Origin of the sequence: Sphingopyxis sp. NFH-91, assembly GCF_021401285.1 — a bacterium.
In the GTDB taxonomy this organism is placed as follows: Bacteria; Pseudomonadota; Alphaproteobacteria; order Sphingomonadales; family Sphingomonadaceae; genus Sphingopyxis; species Sphingopyxis terrae_A.
Window position 1 is genome coordinate 31239 of record NZ_JACBGA010000004.1, and the last position, 19355, is coordinate 50593.

Here is a 19355-nt window from a genome sequence, read left to right on the forward strand (position 1 = left end):
CCCTGACGCATTGGCTGTTGCTGCGGGGATTGGCGCCGCGGCGGCACCCGTCCGCTCGAAAGGTGAATTGAACATGACGTCCTTCCCCTCGCTTCGCGCCGCCCGCGCCGCGCTGATTTCCGGCATCGCCGCGACCGCGCTGACCGGGTGCATGGGGGCCGGCACCACCGCGCCGCAGCTTCCCAGCGCCAATTTCGTCGCGAACCAGGAAGGGCCCGGCGAGGAATATATCATCGGGCCGCTCGACGAGCTGCAGATCTTCGTGTGGCGCAACCCCGAACTCGGCGGCAAGGTGCAGGTGCGTCCCGATGGCCGGATCACCACGCCGCTGATCACCGACATGCCCGCGGTCGGCAAGACGCCGACGATGCTCCAGCAGGACATCAAGCTCGCGCTCAGCCAATATATCACCGACCCCATCGTCAGCGTGATCGTCACCAGCTTCAACAGCACCTTCTCGCAGCAGGTGCGCGTCGTCGGCGCCACCGAAAAGCCGGCGTCGATTCCGTATCGCGCGAACATGACCGTGCTCGACGCGATGATCGCGGTCGGCGGTCTCGGCGACTATGCCGCTGGCAACAAGGCGCGACTCGTCCGCTTCGACAAGGGCAGCGGCAAGCAGCATGAATATGGGCTTCGCCTCAACGACCTGATCAAGCGCGGCGACATCAAGGCGAACGTCAAGCTTCAGCCGGGCGACGTCATCATCATCCCCGAAAGCATGTTCTGACGGCGTTTGCGCGCCCCCGACCGCCACTGCCCAGCAAGGACTGACGACAAGCGATGAACGGCCTTTACGACGAATTCCGGGTTGCGGTGCACAGCGTCTGGACGCGGCGCTGGCTCGTGCTCGCGGTCGCCTGGGGCATTTGCATCCTGGGCTGGCTGGCGATCGCGTCGATCCCGAACCGCTATGACAGCCGCGCGCGCCTGCTCGTCGATGTGAACCAGATCCTGCCCGACGATGCGCAGGGCGGATCGTTCGGCGGGCGCCAGCAGATCGACCAGATTCGCGAAACGCTGACCAGCGCGCGCAATCTGGAGAAGGTCGCGACGACCACCGGCCTGATCCCGGCGGGTGCGGGCGAGCGCGAGAAAGCGGGCGCGGTCGCGATGCTGCAAAAGAATATCAAGATCGTGCCGCAGCAGGACAATATCTTCGAAATCACGTCGAGCGTCGGCATCGGCAGCCTGTCGGACGCCGACAATGCCAAGCTGGCGAGCGGTGTGCTTGACAGCCTGATCACCGTCTTTCGCGACGATCAGTTGCGCGGGGGCCGCGTCGATGCACGCGAGGGGCTGAAATTCCTCGATTCGCAGATCGCTGACCGCGAAAAATCGCTGCGCGAGATCGAGGGGCGGCGCGCCGCGTTCGAGGCGCAGAATATCGGCCTGATTCCGGGCGGCGCCGGATCGCCCGCCCAGCGCGTCGATGCGGCGCGCGCCGAACTCAGCCAGATCGAAACACAACTGGTTGCGGCGCAGGCGGCGCTGGCGGCCGCGAACGGCCAGCTCGCCTCGACCCCCGCGACGGTGCCGGGCGCAGGCGGTGTCGGCGGCGGCGTCGCGCGGCAGCAGCTTGCGGGCGCGCAGAACGAGCTTGCATCGATGCGCGCACGCGGGCTGACCGACGCGCACCCCGATGTGATCGCGCTCAAGAGCCAGATCGCCTCGCTCAAGGCGCAGGCCGACCGCGAAGGCAATGGCGGTGGCGGCGGGATGCAGAACCCCGCCTATTCGTCGCTGGCCGCGATGCGCGCCGAGCGTCAGGCCACCGTCAGCGCGCTGTCGGCGCGCAAGGCGCAGCTCACTGGCGACATCGCGCGCATCACCTCGCAGCAGATCCAGAACCCGGGCATTGCCGCGGAATATGACCGGATCAACGGCGAATATACGGCGCAGAAGGCACAGTATGACAAGCTGCTCGCGCAGCGCGAACAGGTGCGGCTGCGCGGCGACGTGCAGACCGAAACCGACGCGATCCGGATCGAGTTGCTCGATCCGCCGTCGAAGCCGACCAGCCCTGCGGCGCCCAATCGCCCGCTGTTCCTGACGCTCGTCCTGCTCGCCGGGATTGGCGGCGGCATCGGCGCGGCTTTCGGCCTGGCGCAGGTGCGCACAAGCTATGCTACCGCCGCGAAGCTCGAGCGCGCGAGCGGACTTCCCGTCATCGGATCGATCACCGAGGTCGTGACGCCCGACCGGCACGTCGAGCGGCGCAAGCGGCTTGTCTGGCTTGCCAGCGGGGGCGCGGCGCTCGTCGGCCTCTATGCGCTGCTGCTGGTCGCCGAATTCGTCCAGCGTGGCATGGTCGCGTGAGCGAGGAAAAGGACATGAACGACCAACGCCCCGTCAAGCGCCAGCCCTCGCTGCTCGAACGCGCGGCCGACATGTTCGGCCTCGATCCCGCGAAGCATGCCCCGACGATCGACGTGTCGCAGCTTCCGCCCGAACCCGAGCGCAAGGGGAAGAGGGCAAAGCCTGCCGCCGAAGCGCCGCAGCCCGAAATCCTGCCGCCCGAAGCGCCGGTACCGGCGGTCGAGACCACGTCCGCGCCCGCGGCAAAGGCATCGCCGCGCAAGGAGGTGGCGCGCGCCGCCCCGGCGATCGCCGCCAACCGGCAGGGCAAGATCGATCGCGAGCGGCTCGCGGCGCGCGGGATGGTGGTACCTGGCGCGCCTGTCACCGGCATCGCCGAAGAATATCGTATCGTGAAGCGCGAGATCATTCGCAACTTCGCGGGCACCGCCAACCGTCCCGTCGTGCCGCGCGGTCACCGCGTACTGATCGCATCGGCCAATCCGGGCGAGGGTAAGACCTTTACCGCGGTCAATCTGGCGCTCAGCCTTGCGGTCGAGGCCGATCATGACGTGCTGCTCATCGATGCCGACATTGCCAAACCCAGCGTCCTCGAAACGCTGGGGCTGCCCGATGGGCCGGGCCTGATGGACGCGCTCGCCGATCCGCACTTGCCGCTCGGCGACTGCCTGATCCAGACCGATATTCCGGGACTGAAGGTCATGCCTGCTGGAACGCAGCATATGCACGACACCGAACTGCTGGCATCGGCCCGAACCGAGACGCTGCTCGCGCAGCTCGAACAGGGTGCGCCGGGGCGGATCATCATCCTCGATTCACCGCCGGTTCTCGCCGCATCGCCGGCCGCGGTGCTCGCGGGGCATGTCGGCCAGCTCATCATCGTGGTGCGCGCCGATCAGACGCTCGAATCCTCGCTGCGAGATGCGGTCGGGCTGATGGGCGGTTGCCCGCATATCCAGCTGCTCCTCAACGGGGTGAAATTCTCGCCGGGCGGCCGCCGCTTCGGCACCTATTACGGACAGGGAGGCGCGTCATGATGCGCGACCGGACTTATTTGCGCGGCGTGGCCGCAATCGCGGCGTTGTTGCTCGCCGGCACGGCGACGGGCGCGCAGGCCCAATGGTCGCAGGACAGCGGTTCCGGTTCGGGCTCGGGCTCGGGCTCGGGCGCAAGCAATGCTGCCCCGGCTTCGGGTGCGGCGTCCGGCGAAAGCGACCGCAAGGGCGGCAAGCGCGCCGAGAAGCAGAAGAAGCGCCGCCAGGTCGAGGTCAGCCCCTATCTCGAGATCGGCCAGGTACTCACTGCCGAGCTCAAGAATGGCGGCGACGTGCTCACCTACACGACCGTAGCGGCCGGGGTCGATGCGGTGATCGCGACGCGCCGCGCCGAGGCGGCAGCCACGATTCGCTACGAACATCGCTTTGGGGAATCGGGCGGTCTTGGAGATGCCGACGTGCTCAGCGGTCTCGCGCGGGCGCGCCTCGAACTGATGCAGGGCTTCAATATCGAAGGCGGCGCGCTTGCGACCCGTGCGCGCGCCGACGGTCGGGGCGCCGATAGCGGCCTGTTCATCGGCGGCGCGAACAATGTCGCCAATCTCTATTCCATCTATGCCGGTCCGACGCTGACCAAGCGCATCGGCAACCTCGACTTCGGAGCCGGCTATCGTTTCGGTTATACGAAGGTCGACATCGATACGCCCGCGGTGCTCGCACCGGGCGTTCCGGTCGGCGATGCCTATGACAGCTCGACCAACCATGTCGCTTGGGCCAGCCTCGGCCAGCGTCCGGGCGATCTGCCCTTCGGCTGGCAGGTTTCGGGCGGCTATGAGCGCGAGGATAGCAATCAGCTCGACCAGCGGTTCGAGGGCAAATATGCCCGCGCGGACGTTACGGTGCCGATCAGCCCCAGCGTCGCCTTGCTGGGCGGCGTGGGCTATGAAAAGGTCCAGATTAGCCAGCGCGATCCGCTGCTCGACACCAATGGGGTGCCGGTGCGCGATTCGAACGGCCGTTTTGTCACCGACACGTCGCAGCCCCGACAGCTCTCGTTCGACACCGACGGGCTGATCTGGGATGCAGGCGTGATGTGGCGCCCGAGCCCGCGCACCTCACTGACCGCACGCGTCGGCCGCCGCTATGGCGACACGGTCTATACCGGCAGCTTCGCCTATCGTCCCGACGACAGGACGCTGTTCCAGCTTGGCGTGTATGACGGACTTTCGAGCTTCGGGCGCGGGCTGACCACAGGGCTGTCGGCGCTGCCGACGCAGTTCGACCCGACGCGCAACCCGATCAGCGGCGATGTGAACGCCTGCGTCTTCGGGCAGCAGAGTGGCGGATGCCTTGCCCCGCAGCTTGCCAATACGACAACCGCGCAGTTCCGCAGCAGCGGCGTGCAGGCGATCCTGTCGTCGCGCTATGGCCGCTGGAGCTATGGTGTCGGTGCGGGATACGACCGCCGCAAGCTGCTGGTGCCGACCGGATCGGTACTCGGCGCGATCAACGGCACGGTGGACGAGGCCTATTATCTTTTCGTCTCCGCCGGGCGCCAGCTCGATTCCTCGTCGGACCTCAGCATTTCGGGCTACCTCAACTATTTCGACAATGGTTCGCCTGGCGCGTCCGACGTCCAGTCGGCCGGTATCTCGGCGGCCTATTCGCGGCGCTTCTGGCGCGGCCTGACCGGAACGGCGGCGGCGGGACTCAACGCCTTCGACCAAGATGGCTTCAACAGCCAGCTTATCGGATCGGCGCTCGTCGGCCTGCGTTACAACTTCTGATCCAGCACAACGGGATTATTGCGATGTACGATCAATTCTACGGCTTCACCGGACGCCCGTTCCAGCTGACGCCCGATCCCGCTTTCTATTTCGAGAGCGGAACGCACCGCAAGGCGATGTCCTACCTTGGCTATGGGCTGGCGCAGGGCGAAGGCTTCATCGTCATCACCGGCGATGTCGGCGCGGGTAAGACGACGCTGGTCGGCCATTTGATGAACACGATCGATCCGAACCGGCTGACCGCGGTCAAGCTGGTGTCGACACAGGTCGAGGGCGACGATCTGCTGCGCCTTGTTGCCGAACAATTCGGCATCGAATGGGAAGGGCAGAGCAAGGCCGAACTGCTGCGCGCGATGGAGCAATATCTGCGCGAACAGGCGCGCGCCGGCCGCCGCACGCTGTTGATCGTCGACGAGGGGCAGAATCTCGCGATCTCGGCGCTCGAAGAGCTGCGGATGCTGTCGAACTTCCAGCTTGGCGGCCATTCGCTTTTGCAGATCTTCCTGCTCGGCCAGCCCGAGTTCCGCCAGACGCTGTTTCATTCGCCGACGCTGGAACAATTGCGCCAGCGCGTGATCGCGACGCACCATCTCGACCCGATGGAGCCTGAAGAAGTCGAACCCTATATCCTCCACCGCCTCGGCAAGGTGGGCTGGACGGGCAACCCGAGCTTCAGCCCCGACAGTTTCGAGCTGATGTATGATTATAGCGAAGGTGTGCCGCGCAAGCTCAACGTCCTCGTCAGTCGCCTGCTGCTGTTCGGCGCGGTCGAGGAACTCAACCGCATCAACGCCCAACATGTCCGCAATGTGATTGCCGAGATCGAATCGGACCGCGGCATCGACGAGGCGAGCCTTGCGCCGCTGCCGGTCGAGGAGGTGGTGGCGCAAGCCGCAACGGCGAGCGCGCCGCACGCCGCCGTGCCGCACGAATGGCCGGTGGCAAGCGCAGAGCGCGCGCCCTTCGCGGCGCCCGCGACAGACGCCGCTGCGCCGGCAGTCGCGGTTCCGCGGGATACGGCGCAGTTCGATGCGCTGCACGCGCAGATTTCGGCGCTAGAGACGCGGATTGCCGAACAGGACGAAGCGCTGCGGCGGGTTCTCGATCTGCTGATCGAATGGGTCGAGCGCGATCCCGAAAACGCCCCCAACCCCGCAAAATCGCAGGTTTGGGCGGCCTGACGGCAGCGCCGATTTCGGCTATGCGACCGGCAGAGGTGATGGACGATGCAGAACGGCCTGTCGGTCGATGTCGAGGACTGGTTCCAGGTTGGCGCCTTTGAGCGCACGATCGATCGCGCCGACTGGCCGGCGCTCGAATGCCGGGTCGAGGCGAATTGCGATGCGGTTTTGCACCTGTTCGCCGAGGCCGGGGTTCGGGGCACATTCTTCACGCTCGGCTGGGTCGCCGAACGCTATCCCGCGCTGATCCGGCGGATCGTCGACGCGGGGCACGAGCTTGCGAGCCACGGCTATGATCACAAGCGCGTGTTCCAGATGACGGCCGGCGAATTCGCCGCCGACCTTGAAAAGACGCGCACCATCCTCGAAAATCTCGGCGGCCAGCCTGTGCGCGGCTATCGCGCACCCAGCTTTTCGGTCGATGCGCGCACGCCCTGGGCGCATGCCGTCCTTGCCGAACAGGGCTATGCCTATTCGAGCAGCGTCGCGCCGGTGGTGCACGATCATTATGGCTGGGCGCAAAGCCCGCGCCATGCTTGGCAGCCGCTTCCCGACAGCGCGCTGATCGAATGGCCGGTGACGACCGCGCGCTTCGCGGGCCGGACGCTTGCCGCGGGCGGGGGCGGTTTCATGCGACTGCTTCCTTATGGTTTCACGCGCTGGGCGATCGAGCGGATGAATCGCGAAGGGCATCCCGCGATCCTGTATTTCCACCCGTGGGAGATCGACCCCGGTCAGCCGCGCGTTGCCGATGCGCCGCTGCGGTCGAAGGTCCGGCATTATACTGGCCTCTCCGCGATGGCGGGCAAGCTGAAGAAGCTGCTCGACGATTTCGAATGGACGCGCGCCGATGCGTTGCTTGCGGCGCAGCAGGAGCGCGCCCGGCCGTGGCGCGCCGCGGCGTGAACGCACCCGTCAAAACGATGAGCGACGCCTTTGCCGGTGCGCCACTTGCGGACGCGGCGGCGTGGGACGCCTATGTCGCCGCGCACCCCGATGCGACCCCCTTTCATACGCGCGCCTGGTGCGAAGCGATCACGAAGGCCACGGGGCACCGCTGCCATCTCGTCACGGCGCGCGATGCGCACGGCGCGCTGACGGGGCTCGTCCCGCTGCACCATGTCCGCTCGCCGCTGTTCGGACAGGCGCTGGTCGGCAGCGGCTTCGCCGTCGACGGCGGGCTGCTGGCGGACGATGCAGCGGTTGCCGCCACCCTGGCCAAGGGCGCCGCCGACCTGGCCCGCGCGCTCGGCGTTCCGTCGGTCGAACTGCGCGGCGGTCCGCTGCCCGAAGGCAAGGGGTGGCGCTGCGAAGACGATGTCTACGCCGGCTTCACGCGTGACCTCGCCGCCGATGACGAAGCCGAATTGCTCGCCGTCCCGCGCAAGCAGCGCGCCGAGGTGCGCAAGGCGCTGGCGGGCGATCTGTCGGTGAGCACGGGGCGCGATGCCACCGAGCGGCGCGACCATTACCGCATCTACGCGACGAGCGTTCGCAACCTCGGCACGCCGGTCTTTCCGAAGGCGCTGTTCGATGCGGTGCTCGACGCCTTTGGCGAGGATGCCGACATATTGACCGTGAGCGTCGACGGCCGACCGGTGGCGAGCGTGCTCAGCCTCTATTGGCGCGGCACGGTGATGCCCTATTGGGGCGGCGGGACGGCGGAAGCGCGCGGGCTGCGCGCCAACGAGCTGATGTATTACGCGCTGATGGGGCATGCCCGCGCGCGCGGCTGCACCCGTTTCGATTTCGGCCGTTCGAAGCTTGGCACCGGGCCCTTCGCCTACAAGAAGAATTGGGGGTTCGAACCCCGCCCGCTGGCCTATGCGCGCTGGCTCGCGCCAGGCCGGGCGCCGCGCGACACCAACCCGAACAGCGCCAAATACCGGTTGCAGGTCGACCTGTGGAAGAAGCTGCCACTGTGGGCGGCCAACCGCATCGGGCCGCTGATCGCGCGCGGATTGGGGTGACCGGCGCGATGGCCGAAATCCTGTTCCTGGTTCACCGCGCGCCCTGGCCACCCGACCGCGGCGACCGGATACGCAGCTGGCACATGTTCGAGGCGCTGCGCAAGCTGGCGCCCGTCCATGTCGCGGCGCTCGCCGACGATGCGAACGAGGCCGAAACGGCGCGGGCGAAAATGGCGCCGCTTTGTAAAAGCCTGTGCATCGACGCGCGCCGCGCCTCGCGGCCCATCGCGCTCGCGCAGGCGGTGCTGCGCGGCGAGCCGGTGTCGAACCGGCTGTTCCGCAGCGGCGTGGTCGCCTCCTACGTCGATGCCTTGCTGGCAACCGGGCGCATTACCCATATCGTCGCCTTCTCCGGCCAGATGGCGCAATATCTTCCGGCGCGCTTCGACGGACCGGTCATCATGGATTTTGTCGACGTCGATTCGGCCAAATTCGCGACCTATGCCGAACAGGACAGGCGCCAGCCGATGAACTGGGTTCACCGGCGCGAAGCGGCAAAGCTCGGCGCCTATGAAGCGAAAGTCGCACGTTCGGTCGATACCAGCCTGTTCGTCAGCGAGGCGGAGGCGGCGCTGTTCCGGACGCGCAGCGGCCTTGGCGGCGACATCGCCGTCGCGGTCGAAAATGGCATCGACACCGACCGTTTCGACCCGGCGCAGGATTTCGCGGCGGTGGATGAAGGCGATGGGCCGCTGGCGGTGTTCACCGGGCAGATGGACTATCGCCCCAATATCGACGCGGTGAGCTGGTTTGCGGCGGCGGTGCTGCCGCTGCTGCGCCAGCGCGAACCGCGGGCGCGCTTTGCGATCGTTGGCCGTGCGCCGACCGAAGAGGTGCGGCTGCTCGCCCGGCTGCCCGGCGTTGCCGTCACCGGCGAAGTCCCCGACGTGCGCCCGTGGCTCGCCGCCGCCGATGTCGTCGTTGCGCCGCTGCTGCTCGCGCGGGGGGTGCAGAACAAGCTGCTCGAAGCGATGGCGATGGCGCGGCCGGTCGTCGCGAGCGCCGCCGCCGCGACCGGGATCGACGCGGTCGAGGGTGACCATCTGCTCGTCGCCGACGGAGCCGCTGCGATGGCGGACGCAATCGCGCGCCTGTTCGCCGATCCGGGTTCCGCGGCGCAGATGGGCGCCCGCGCCCGCGATCGGATGATCGCGCGCTACGGGTGGGACGCGCGGCTGGAACCGCTCGGCGATTTGCTGAGGCTTCCGGAATGACCGCCCGGCCGATCGCATCGGCGCGCGGCTGGTCCCTGTGGCAGCGGCATCTCGCCGCGCTTGGCGCGCTCGCGGCGGCAATCCTGCTGTTGTTCGCGCGCGATGCCGCCGACATGGCGGGCATCTGGTGGCATAGTTCGACATTCACCCATTGCCTGTTGATGGTGCCGATGATCGGCTGGCTGGTGCAGCAGCGCTGGCCACAACTGCGCACGCTCGCTCCGGCCTGGTGGTGGCCGGGCACGATCTGGCTGGCGGGCGGCGGTTTCGTCTGGCTGGTGGGCGAGGCGGCGGGCGTCGGCCTGTTCCGGCAGTTGGGGCTTGTCCTGATGCTGCAGGGTGCGGTCGGTGCGGTGCTCGGTGAAAAGCTCGTGCGCGCGCTTCTCTTCCCGCTTGGTTATGCGCTGCTGCTCGTACCCTTCGGCGAGGAACTGGTACCGCTGCTCCAGACGCTGACGGCGCGGATCAGCGTCGTCCTGCTTCATCTGTCGGGGCTCGACGCGGCGATCGAGGGCGTGTTCATCACCACGCGCGCCGGCTTCTTCGAGGTGGCGGAGGCCTGTTCGGGGGTCAATTTCCTGATCGCGATGCTCGCCTATTCGGTGTTCGCTGCGCATCTCTGTTTCAAAAGCTGGACGCGTCGGATCGTCTTCGTTGCAGCGGCGCTCGCGACGACCGTCGCCGCCAATGCGCTGCGCGCCTATGGTACGATGGTCGCCGCCGAAATCTGGGGGATCGAGGCCGCGGGGGGCATCGACCATGTCTTCTATGGCTGGATATTCTTCGGGATCGTGATCCTGATCGTGATGCTGGTCGCGCGGCGCTGGTTCGACCGGCCCGCGAACGACGTGGCGGTCGACATCACCGGGCTGAATGCGCCGCCGCGCTTTGTCGGTCCGACGCCGGCGGTTCTGGCGCTCGCCTTCGCGCTGCCGCTCGCCTTTTTGGGGTGGGCCGCGCTGATTGGGGGCCGCGCAGCGCCGCTGCCCGCGACGATGGCGGTGGCGCCGCCGCCGGGCTGGCACGACGCAGCGAGCGAGGGCGCCGCCTGGCATCCGCGCTTCGACGGTGCCGACCGCCGGTTGGTCCGGCATTTCGTCGATGCCGCAGGACGCCGCGTCACGGTCGCGATCGGAGGCTATGAACGGCAGGCCGAAGGCCGCGAGGTCGTCGGTTTCGGTCAGGGCGCGATCGACCCCGACAGCAAATGGGCGTGGAGCGCGGCGCTGCCCGCGGTCGACGGCGCCAAGACCGAGCGGCTGCTTCATCCCGGCCCGGTGCTGCGCGACGCTGCGACCTGGTATGTCGTCGACGGCCGCGCGACGGGCAGCGCGCGCGCCGCGAAACTGGCCGAACTCAGGGCGCGGCTGCTCGGCGGCGATCCGCGCGCGCTGGCGCTGATTCTGACGGCGGAGGAGCGCGCGGGCGGCCGCGATGCGATCGCCGATTTCCTTTCCGCGTCGGGCGGAGCGCAGGCGATGGCTGACCGCGCGCTGAAACTGCGCTAGGGCTGCTTCCCATATGTGTGGGATCGCGGGCATTTATCATCTGGAGACGGCCAAGCCCGTCGATCCCGCGCGGCTGCGCGCGATGCTGCATCCCATGAGTCATCGCGGTCCCGACGGATCGGGCGAATGGACCGCACCGGGCGTCGGGCTGGGGCATCTGCGGCTGTCGATCATCGATATCGAAGGCAGCCCGCAGCCGATGGCGAGCGACGACGAGGCGGTGACGATCAGCTTCAACGGCGAGATCTATAATTTCCGGCAGTTGCGCGCCGAACTCGAAGACCGTGGCCACCGCTTTCGCACCAGCGGCGATACCGAGGTGATTCTGGCGGCGTGGCGGCAGTGGGGTCCGGATTGCCTGTCGCGGCTCAACGGCATGTTCGCCTTTGCAATTCACGACCATCAGCGGGGTTGCCTGTTCCTGGCGCGCGACCGGCTGGGCGTGAAGCCGCTGCATTTCGCGCGGCTGTCGGACGGATCGATCGCCTTTGCGTCCGAACTCAAGGGCCTGCTGCGGCATCCGCTGCTGCGGCGCGAGGCCAATCTGTCGGCGGTCGAGGACTTTCTGGCGCTCGGCTATGTGCCCGACGACAATTGCATGATGGCAGGCGTCAGCAAATTGGGCGCGGGCCATTATCTGCTGCTCGAACGCGGCAAGCCGTTTCCGGCCCCGACCTGCTGGTGGTCGCCCGATTTTTCGAACCGCATCCGCGCCAGCGAAGGCGAGGCGGCCGAGCATCTCGTCCATCTGATGCGCGCCGCGGTCACCGACCGCATGGTCGCCGACGTGCCGCTCGGCGCGTTTCTGTCGGGCGGCGTCGATTCGAGCGCGGTGGTGGCGCTGATGGCCGAGGCGAGCGCGAAAGCGGTCAAGACCTGCACCATCGGTTTCGATCAGGCAGCGCTCGACGAAACGGCCTATGCGGCGACGATCGCGGACCGCTTCGCAACCGACCACCGCACCCGCACCGTCGCGGCCGCCGATTTCGCGCTGGTCGACCGCATCGCCGACATGTTCGACGAACCCTTCGCCGACGCGAGCGCGCTGCCGACCTATCGCGTCTGCGAACTGGCGCGCGAAGAGGTGACGGTCGCGCTGTCGGGAGACGGCGCCGATGAGGCGTTTGCGGGCTATCGCCGGCTGGTCTTCCATCATCAGGAGGAACGGTTGCGGTCGCTGATCCCCGCCGTGCTGCGGCGCAATCTTCTGGGGCCGCTCGCCCGCATCTGGCCGCAGATGGACTGGGCGCCGCGCCCGCTGCGCGCCCGTGCGACACTAGCCAGCCTGTCGAAGAGTGGCGCCGAAGGCTACGCCGAAGCGGTTGGCGTCACCGGCCCGGACCAGCGCGCGCGATTGTTCAACGATGCCGCGATCCGCGCGCTCGGCGATCATGTCGCGGAAACGCGCTATTGGCAGGCGATGGCCGAGGCGCCGGCGCGCGAACGGCTCGACCGCGCGCAATATGCCGATCTCAAGATCTGGCTGCCCGGCGACATTTTGACCAAGACCGACCGGATGAGCATGGCGGTCAGCCTGGAAGCCCGCGAGCCGCTGCTCGATTACCGGCTCGTCGAATTCGCAGCCTCGCTCCCCGCCGCGATGCGGGTGAAGGGCGGGACGGGGAAAGCGATCCTGAAACAGGCGATGGAGCGCTATCTGCCGCACGACATTTTGTACCGGCCCAAGATGGGGTTCGTGACGCCGGTGTCGCACTGGTTCCGCGGCGCGCTGACCGAACAGGCGCGCGCGCTTGCCCATTCGGGAACACTTGCGCGGACGGGATGGTTCGACATGGCGGAGATCGAACGCGTTGTCGTCGCGCACCAGTCGGGCCGCCGCGATCATGGGCGGCTGATCTGGCAATTTTTCATGCTGGAAAAGTCGCTGGCGAAGCTTTTTGGTATCTAGTTTCTCGGCGGCGCGCGTGGTGCGAAGCCGCTGAATCGCCACCGCTTCTTAACAACTCGCTGCTAGGCTCGCCGCCGATGACGGTGCATCCCGCCTTTCCGACCCATGCCGCCGAAGCCGCGCCGCTGACCGTTCGTGTTGTCGAGCCGCTCGCGTTGTCGGACGATCTTGCCGCGGCCTGGGACGGCTTGGCCGCGGCGGCGAGCGAGCCCAATCCCTTCGTCGAACGCTGGTGCCTGCAATCGGCGCTGCACCTGCTCGATCCCGAGCGGCAGGCGCGGCTGGTGATGGTGATGACGGGCAGCGACGGGCCGCTGATCGGCGTGATGCCGCTGGCGCCCGCCGCGCGCTACGGCCCGCTGCCGCTCCGCCATGTTGTCGGCTGGGCGCATCCCAATCATTTTCACGGCGCCCCGCTGGTGCGCGCGGGCTACGAGACGCTTTTCTGGTCGATCCTGCTTGGCTGGTGCGATGCTGCGCCGTGGGCGCAAACGCTGGTTCAGGTGTCGCGATTGACCGAAGACGGCCCGCTGCATCGCGCGCTGGCCGAAGTCGTGCGCGGTCGCGGCGACGAGGCCGAAGCGGTCCACCGCGAGGAGCGCGCGCTGCTCGAAAGCGACCTGTCGCCGGCCGCCTATTGGGAAGCCGCCATGCGCGGCAAGAAGCGCAAGGAATTGCGGCGCCAGGCCAACCGCCTTGCCGAACTGGGGCCGCTGGCGTTCCGCCAGTGGCGCAGCGGCGACGCGATCGAGGGCTGGATCGATGCTTTCCTCGACCTCGAAGCGCGCGGCTGGAAGGGGCGCGCGGGGTCGGCGCTTGCGAGCCAGAGCGAAACCGAGGCCTGGTTCCGCGCGATCCTTGCCGCAGCGGCCCAGGCGGGCCGGCTCGACATGCGCGCGCTCGATCTTGGCGAGCGGCCGATCGCGCTGCTGATCAATTTCGTGACGCCACCAGGCGCCTTTTCCTTCAAGACCGCCTTCGACGAGGAATATGCCCGCTTCTCGCCCGGCGTGCTGCTTCAGCAGGCGAATCTCGACATTCTCGGCGACGTGCGCGTCGCATGGGTCGACAGCTGCGCGGCGCCCGATCATCCGATGATCGACAGCGTCTGGCGCGAACGGCGCCGGCTGGTGTGGATCAACGCGCCCCTGTCGGGCGCCTCGGATCGCTGGCGCTTTCGCGCGCTGGCGCGTGCCGAGAAAATCTGGCGCCGTCTGAAGCGCGCCGCCCCCAAACCGCCGATCGAACAGGATCCGTCATGACCGCGCAATCCGCCGACCAAGTTCGTGTCTTTCCGCCCGAAACGCTGGAGCGTATGACCGCGCTCTATCCGGCGCAGGCGGGGCTGCTGCACCACCGCCTGCCCGACCATCCGTTGCTCTCGCTCGATGCGCTGGCGGCGCTCGCCGACACTTTGCCGGGGTCGCAGGTCGAATATAATCCGGGCGATCTGCCTGTCGGTATCCGGCCCGAGGATGTGCCATCGAACGGGCTGTCGATTGCCGAAACGATCCGCACCATCGACAGCAACCGCAGTTGGGCGGTACTCAAGAATATCGAAACGGTCGATGCCTATCGGGCGCTGTTGATGGACCTGCTCGGCGAGCTGGAACCCATTGTTTCGCCGCGCACCGGCGCGATGCTGACGCCGCAGGGGTTCGTCTTCATCTCGTCGCCGGGATCGATCACGCCCTATCACTTCGATCCCGAGCACAACATCCTGCTCCAGCTTCGCGGCAGCAAGGTGATGCACGTCTGGCCTGCGGGCGACGAACGCTTTGCCCACCGGATCGAGCACGAGCGCTACCACACCGGCGGTCACCGCAACCTGCCGTGGGATGATGGCTTTGAAGGCGCCGAACAGGCGGTCCCGCTCGCGCCGGGCGATGCGGTGCTGATGCCGGTGATGGCGCCGCATTATGTCCGCAACGGCGACGCGCCCTCGATCTCGCTCTCGATCACCTGGCGCAGCGAATGGAGCTACCGCGAATCCGAAGCCCATGCCGCCAACGCCGCGCTGCGCCGGATGGGATTGAACCCCGCAATGCCGCCACGCTGGCCGAGCTATGCCCGGGCAAAGACCGTCGGCTGGCGTGTCGCGCGCAAGCTGAAACTCGTGTCCTGACGCCGCGGCGACAGATGGCTTTCAATTGCGCGCATTTGGAGCTATGGGCGCGCATCCTTAAATTTCGAGCCCATAGAGGATAGATGGCGAAAGAAGAACTTCTCGAAATGCGCGGCCAGGTGGTCGAACTTCTGCCCAACGCGATGTTCCGCGTCCGGCTGGAAAACGACCATGAAATTCTGGGCCATACGGCCGGCAAGATGCGCAAGAACCGCATCCGCGTTCTGGTGGGCGACGAAGTGCTCGTCGAACTCACCCCCTATGACCTGACCAAGGGTCGGATCACCTATCGCTTCAAGTGAGCGGGGCGGCGATCTTGCCCGCACCGTCGCTCGTGCTCGCATCGACGTCGCCGCGTCGGCTCGAACTGCTGGCGCGCATCGGTCTCGAGCCGGCGCGCATTGCGGCTCCCGACATCGATGAAACCCCGCTGAAGGGCGAACTGCCGCGCGCCTATGTCGCGCGCCTCGCCGAGAGCAAGGCCCGCGCCGTCGACCGCGCGGCGGACGAGGTGGTGCTGGCGGGCGACACGACCGTCGCGGTCGGGCGCCGCATCCTCGAAAAGCCAGCCGACGAGGCCGATCTGCGCCGGATGCTCGGCCTGTTGTCGGGACGGCGCCATCATGTCTATTCGGGGGTTTGCGTCGTCGCGGCGGATGGCCGCCCGCGCGTTCGCGTCGCCGATACCGTCGTCGCCTTCAAACGGCTGACGCCCGCCGAGATCGACTGGTATGTCGCGAGCGGCGAGGGGATGGGCAAGGCCGGCGGCTATGCCATCCAGGGCAAGGCCGAGATGTTCGTGCGCTTCCTTTCGGGCAGCCATTCCAACGTCGTCGGCCTGCCGATCTTCGAGACGCGCGCGCTGCTGACGAGTGCCGGAGTGCCACTTGGCTGAGTGGCTATACGAAGCCGGCATCGGCGAGGCGCGGGCCGCGCTAATCGAAGACGGTCATATTATCGAAGCGCGGATCGAACGCGAGGGCGAGCGGCCGCGCGTCGGTGCTATTATCACCGGGCGGTTGATCGAACCGGGGGTGGTGCGGCTCGACCTGCCGGGCGACCCCGTCGCGACCGTGGCGGCAAGGGGCGTTCCGCTCGGCACGCGGCTGGCGGTCGAGATCACGCGCATGGCGCTGCGCGAGCGCGGCCGCGACAAGCCCGCGCGCGGTCGGCTTAGCGACGCCGAGCCGGATGACGGTCCCGACCTGCGCGCGCGCATCGCCGCGAGCGGCCTGCCGGTGACCGACCTGGCGCCGACCGGTCCCGACCGGCTTGAGGAAGCGGGCTGGTCCGATCTGATCGATCATGTTCGCACCGGCCATTGGCCTTTCGCCGGCGGCGCGCTGTGGGTCGATGCCACGCCGGCGATGCTGCTCATCGACATCGACGGCGACGGCGATCCGCTGGCGCTGGCGCAGGCCGGCGCGGCAGCTGCGGCGCATGTTGTACGCTGCTGCGATATCGGCGGTTCGATCGGCATCGATTTTCCCTCGCTGCCGGGCCGCGCCGAGCGGCGGGCGGTCGATGGCTGGGTCGATGCGTATTTCCCGCAGCCGTTCGAGCGCACCGGGACCAACGGGTTCGGCTTTCTGCAGATCATCCGGCGCCGCGAGCGCCCGTCGCTGATCGAACAGGTCCGCTTCGATCCCGTGGCGACCGACGCAGCGCTGCTGTTGCGCCAGGCAGAGCGCGCGGTTGGTGCCGGACCGCTGCAACTCACGGCGCGACCGGCCGTTGCCCAATGGATCGGCGCGCACCCGCACTGGAGCGCGCTGCTCGAACGGCGCACCGGGCGCGCGGTTGCGATTGCCGCCGATGCGCAAGTGAAAGGAACGGGCCATGCCCAGTAATGCCGCCGCCAGATCGCGCCGCTGCCCCTTGTGCGGCAAGCCGCGCGACGAGGCTTACAAGCCCTTTTGCAGCCGCGGCTGCCGCGACCGCGACCTCAATCGCTGGTTCGACGAAGGCTATCGCGTACCGGTCGATCAGGCGCCCGACGGGGGCCTCGACGGCGACCGTTTCGAGGATGAATGACAGGAAGAAATTTGCGCAACAAAGGCTCTGGACAGGATCGAAACCCCTGCCTATAGCCGCCGCTCCCGAACAGGCCGCACGGCCTTGTGGAGCCCGTGCCCGGGTAGCTCAGTTGGTAGAGCATGCGACTGAAAATCGCAGTGTCGGTGGTTCGATCCCGCCCCCGGGCACCACGGTCCCTTGGCGACCGATCCGGAACATCTTGAAACCGAGATAATATTCCTGCGATGGCTCGCGTGGCTCGTCGGCGCGGCGTGGCGCGTCATGCCGCTCGGTTCCGATCCGAAAATTCCCGGCCAGCTTTCTGTGGGCGCGTGCATGGCGCGATATCCCGGGCCGGGGCGGGGGTGCCATGCGGCAATCGCTTGCCAAGGCTCTGGCGCGCGGCTAAAGGCCGCCCATTCGGACAGATGCGCCGTTTTCCTTCCGCCTTTCGCCGACATGCTCGGGGAGGGTGGGCGGACTATTGCCTGAAGCCGTGCTTGACGCGGCGGGGGCGGCAACCCATCTGGCCGTGAACTGAGACGCATGAAGGACGGGACGATCGATATGGCGAGGCCCAAAATTGGCGAATTCGTCAACCAGGTAAAGGCGGAAGCCGGCAAGATCGTGTGGCCGACGGGCCGCGAGACGATGCAGACGACGATCATGGTTCTGATCATGACGATCCTGCTGTCGCTGTTCTTCTTCGGCGTTGACACGGTATTCAAGCTGATCGTCGGCTGGCTGACGTCGCTCGCGGGCTGATCCGCGCTTCACACCCAATTTCAGGACAGGACACGCACAGATGGCGCGCTGGTACATCATTCACGCCTATTCGGGTTTCGAGAACAAGGTTCGCGATTCGGTCGTCACCGAAGCCGAGCGCCTTGGCCTCAGCGATTTCGTCGAGGCGGTCGAAGTGCCCGTCGAAACGGTGACCGAGGTCAAGCGCGGCAAGAAGGTTCAGTCCGAACGCAAATTCTTCCCCGGCTATGTGCTCGCCAAGCTGACGATGACCGACGATGTCTATCACCTCGTCAAGAATACGCCGAAGGTTACGGGCTTCCTGGGGTCGTCGGGGAAGCCCCAGCCGATCAGCGAAGCCGAAGCCGCGCGTATCCTGAACAGCAAGGAAGAAGCCGCTGCGCGCCCGAAGACCGAGATTCGCGTCGATTACGAAATCGGCGATCAGGTCAAGGTACTCGAAGGCCCGTTCGCGAGCTTCAACGGCGTGGTCGAAGAACTCGATTTCGACAAGGCGCGCGTCAAGGTCAGCGTATCGATCTTCGGCCGTGCGACGCCGGTCGAGCTCGATTTCGAGCAGGTCGAACGGATGAAGTGATGGCCGTGGGCCGTCGCTTTTCGCAGCACGGAATAATTGCATGAGTCTGAGTCAGGACGAGATTCAGGCCCGTGTTGCGCGCGCCCGCGAAATCAACGCGGGTGTTGCGGCCGAGAAGGTCGTCGCGGCGGTCGCGCGGCTGTTCGATCTCGACCCCGTGCCCGGCGTCGAGGATGAATTTACCTATCCCGCCCTTGCGACCACCGCGCGCGACCGGATTTTCGGCGGGCAGGTCATCGCGCAGGCGATGTTCGCGGCGTCGCGCACGGTCGAGACCGGAAAGCAGGTGCATTCGCTCCACGCATATTTCCTGCGTGGCGGCGACGAAACCAAACCGCTGCATTTCCGTATCCACCGCGATTTCGACGGGCGCAGCTTTTCGAACCGCCGTGTCGTCGTGCGCCAGGACGGCAAGGTGATCTTCAACCTGACCGCATCGTTCCAGATTCCGGCGAAAGGGCTGTCGCATCAGGTGCCGATGCCCGACCTGCTGCCGCCCGAGCAGTGCTGGGACTTCACCGATTTCATCGCTGCCGATCCCAATATTTCGGACCGCCATCTTGCCCATATGGCGCGGCGGCGGCCGTTCGAGGTGCGCAGCTATCGCCCGCCGGCTTCGGCCAAGGCGACGCAGCATTACCAGTGGTTCCGCGTCGCCGCGCCGATCGGCGACGATCCGCTGCTCCATCGCGGTTTCCTCGCTTTCGCATCCGACATGGGGCTTTTGTCGTCGGCGATGCTGCCGCACGGCGTCAACTTCTGGACGCCGGGCATGGTGTCGACCAGCCTCGATCATGCGATGTGGTTCCACGACGATATTCGCGTCGACGACTGGTTCGTGTTCGTGATGGACAGCCCGTGGACGGGCGGTGACCGCGGGCTGTGCCGCGGATCGATCTATCGCCAGGACGGCACGCTGATCGCAACCGTGGTGCAGGAAGGCCTGGTACGCTATCGCCCGGATGCCGCGCGATAGCGATTGCGCGGAC

The 19355-nt window shown here is 67.1% G+C and carries 19 protein-coding genes and 1 tRNA gene; all 20 read left to right on the forward strand.

What is annotated here, in order from left to right; all coding sequences use genetic code 11:
• Window positions 1–73: 73 nt before the first annotated feature.
• A complete protein-coding gene (locus L0963_RS10365) occupies window positions 74–730 on the forward strand; it encodes an XrtA/PEP-CTERM system exopolysaccharide export protein (protein WP_058812850.1) in 657 nt (218 codons plus the stop codon).
• Between the two features lie 53 nt (window positions 731–783).
• Window positions 784–2319, forward strand: coding sequence for an XrtA system polysaccharide chain length determinant (locus tag L0963_RS10370; protein WP_062901978.1), 1536 nt, complete (start codon window positions 784–786; stop codon window positions 2317–2319).
• A gap of 14 nt (window positions 2320–2333) precedes the next feature.
• Entirely contained in the window at window positions 2334–3356 is a 1023-nt protein-coding gene (locus tag L0963_RS10375; RefSeq protein ID WP_062903139.1) for an AAA family ATPase, read from the forward strand.
• Window positions 3353–5101, forward strand: a complete 1749-nt coding sequence (locus tag L0963_RS10380; RefSeq protein WP_062901979.1) for a hypothetical protein — start codon at window positions 3353–3355, stop codon at window positions 5099–5101. Before L0963_RS10375 ends, L0963_RS10380 begins: the two co-directional genes overlap by 4 nt.
• A gap of 23 nt (window positions 5102–5124) precedes the next feature.
• Window positions 5125–6282: an XrtA/PEP-CTERM system-associated ATPase gene (locus L0963_RS10385; RefSeq protein ID WP_234179411.1), complete on the forward strand. Its 1158-nt coding sequence runs from the start codon at window positions 5125–5127 to the stop codon at window positions 6280–6282.
• Between the two features lie 45 nt (window positions 6283–6327).
• Complete coding sequence (locus L0963_RS10390) at window positions 6328–7188, forward strand: XrtA system polysaccharide deacetylase (RefSeq protein WP_234179413.1); 861 nt, start codon at window positions 6328–6330, stop codon at window positions 7186–7188.
• Window positions 7189–7205: 17 nt separating this feature from the next.
• Entirely contained in the window at window positions 7206–8252 is a 1047-nt protein-coding gene (locus tag L0963_RS10395) for a FemAB family XrtA/PEP-CTERM system-associated protein (RefSeq protein ID WP_062903141.1), read from the forward strand.
• Window positions 8253–8260: 8 nt separating this feature from the next.
• Window positions 8261–9466, forward strand: a complete 1206-nt coding sequence (locus L0963_RS10400; RefSeq protein WP_234179723.1) for a TIGR03087 family PEP-CTERM/XrtA system glycosyltransferase — start codon at window positions 8261–8263, stop codon at window positions 9464–9466.
• Window positions 9463–10974: an exosortase A gene (xrtA, locus tag L0963_RS10405; protein ID WP_234179414.1), complete on the forward strand. Its 1512-nt coding sequence runs from the start codon at window positions 9463–9465 to the stop codon at window positions 10972–10974. The genes L0963_RS10400 and xrtA overlap by 4 nt, the downstream gene beginning before the upstream one ends.
• 13 nt (window positions 10975–10987) lie before the next feature.
• The gene (locus L0963_RS10410; protein ID WP_062901983.1) at window positions 10988–12883 is read left to right on the forward strand and encodes an XrtA/PEP-CTERM system amidotransferase; all 1896 of its coding nucleotides are present in this window, start codon (window positions 10988–10990) and stop codon (window positions 12881–12883) included.
• A gap of 77 nt (window positions 12884–12960) precedes the next feature.
• Window positions 12961–14145 carry a GNAT family N-acetyltransferase gene (locus L0963_RS10415; protein WP_062901984.1) on the forward strand — a complete coding sequence of 395 codons (1185 nt, stop codon included), beginning with the start codon at window positions 12961–12963 and terminating at the stop codon, window positions 14143–14145.
• Entirely contained in the window at window positions 14142–15008 is an 867-nt protein-coding gene (locus tag L0963_RS10420) for a cupin-like domain-containing protein (RefSeq protein WP_062901985.1), read from the forward strand. The genes L0963_RS10415 and L0963_RS10420 overlap by 4 nt, the downstream gene beginning before the upstream one ends.
• Window positions 15009–15091: 83 nt before the next feature.
• Window positions 15092–15310, forward strand: coding sequence for a translation initiation factor IF-1 (gene infA / locus L0963_RS10425; RefSeq protein ID WP_003049127.1), 219 nt, complete (start codon window positions 15092–15094; stop codon window positions 15308–15310).
• Window positions 15307–15903: a Maf family protein gene (locus tag L0963_RS10430; protein ID WP_082819915.1), complete on the forward strand. Its 597-nt coding sequence runs from the start codon at window positions 15307–15309 to the stop codon at window positions 15901–15903. Before infA ends, L0963_RS10430 begins: the two co-directional genes overlap by 4 nt.
• Window positions 15896–16858: a hypothetical protein gene (locus tag L0963_RS10435; RefSeq protein ID WP_062901986.1), complete on the forward strand. Its 963-nt coding sequence runs from the start codon at window positions 15896–15898 to the stop codon at window positions 16856–16858. Before L0963_RS10430 ends, L0963_RS10435 begins: the two co-directional genes overlap by 8 nt.
• Window positions 16848–17042 (forward strand): DNA gyrase inhibitor YacG, encoded by a 195-nt coding sequence (locus L0963_RS10440; RefSeq protein ID WP_062901987.1) that lies wholly within the window; start codon window positions 16848–16850, stop codon window positions 17040–17042. The genes L0963_RS10435 and L0963_RS10440 overlap by 11 nt, the downstream gene beginning before the upstream one ends.
• A 97-nt stretch (window positions 17043–17139) precedes the next feature.
• Window positions 17140–17215, forward strand: a tRNA-Phe gene (locus L0963_RS10445).
• Between the two features lie 376 nt (window positions 17216–17591).
• The gene (secE, locus tag L0963_RS10450) at window positions 17592–17789 is read left to right on the forward strand and encodes a preprotein translocase subunit SecE (protein WP_040590458.1); all 198 of its coding nucleotides are present in this window, start codon (window positions 17592–17594) and stop codon (window positions 17787–17789) included.
• A gap of 40 nt (window positions 17790–17829) precedes the next feature.
• Window positions 17830–18366, forward strand: a complete 537-nt coding sequence (gene nusG, locus L0963_RS10455; protein ID WP_003049140.1) for a transcription termination/antitermination protein NusG — start codon at window positions 17830–17832, stop codon at window positions 18364–18366.
• A gap of 40 nt (window positions 18367–18406) precedes the next feature.
• Window positions 18407–19342, forward strand: coding sequence for an acyl-CoA thioesterase (locus L0963_RS10460; protein WP_062901988.1), 936 nt, complete (start codon window positions 18407–18409; stop codon window positions 19340–19342).
• The last annotated feature ends 13 nt before the right edge of the window (window positions 19343–19355 follow it).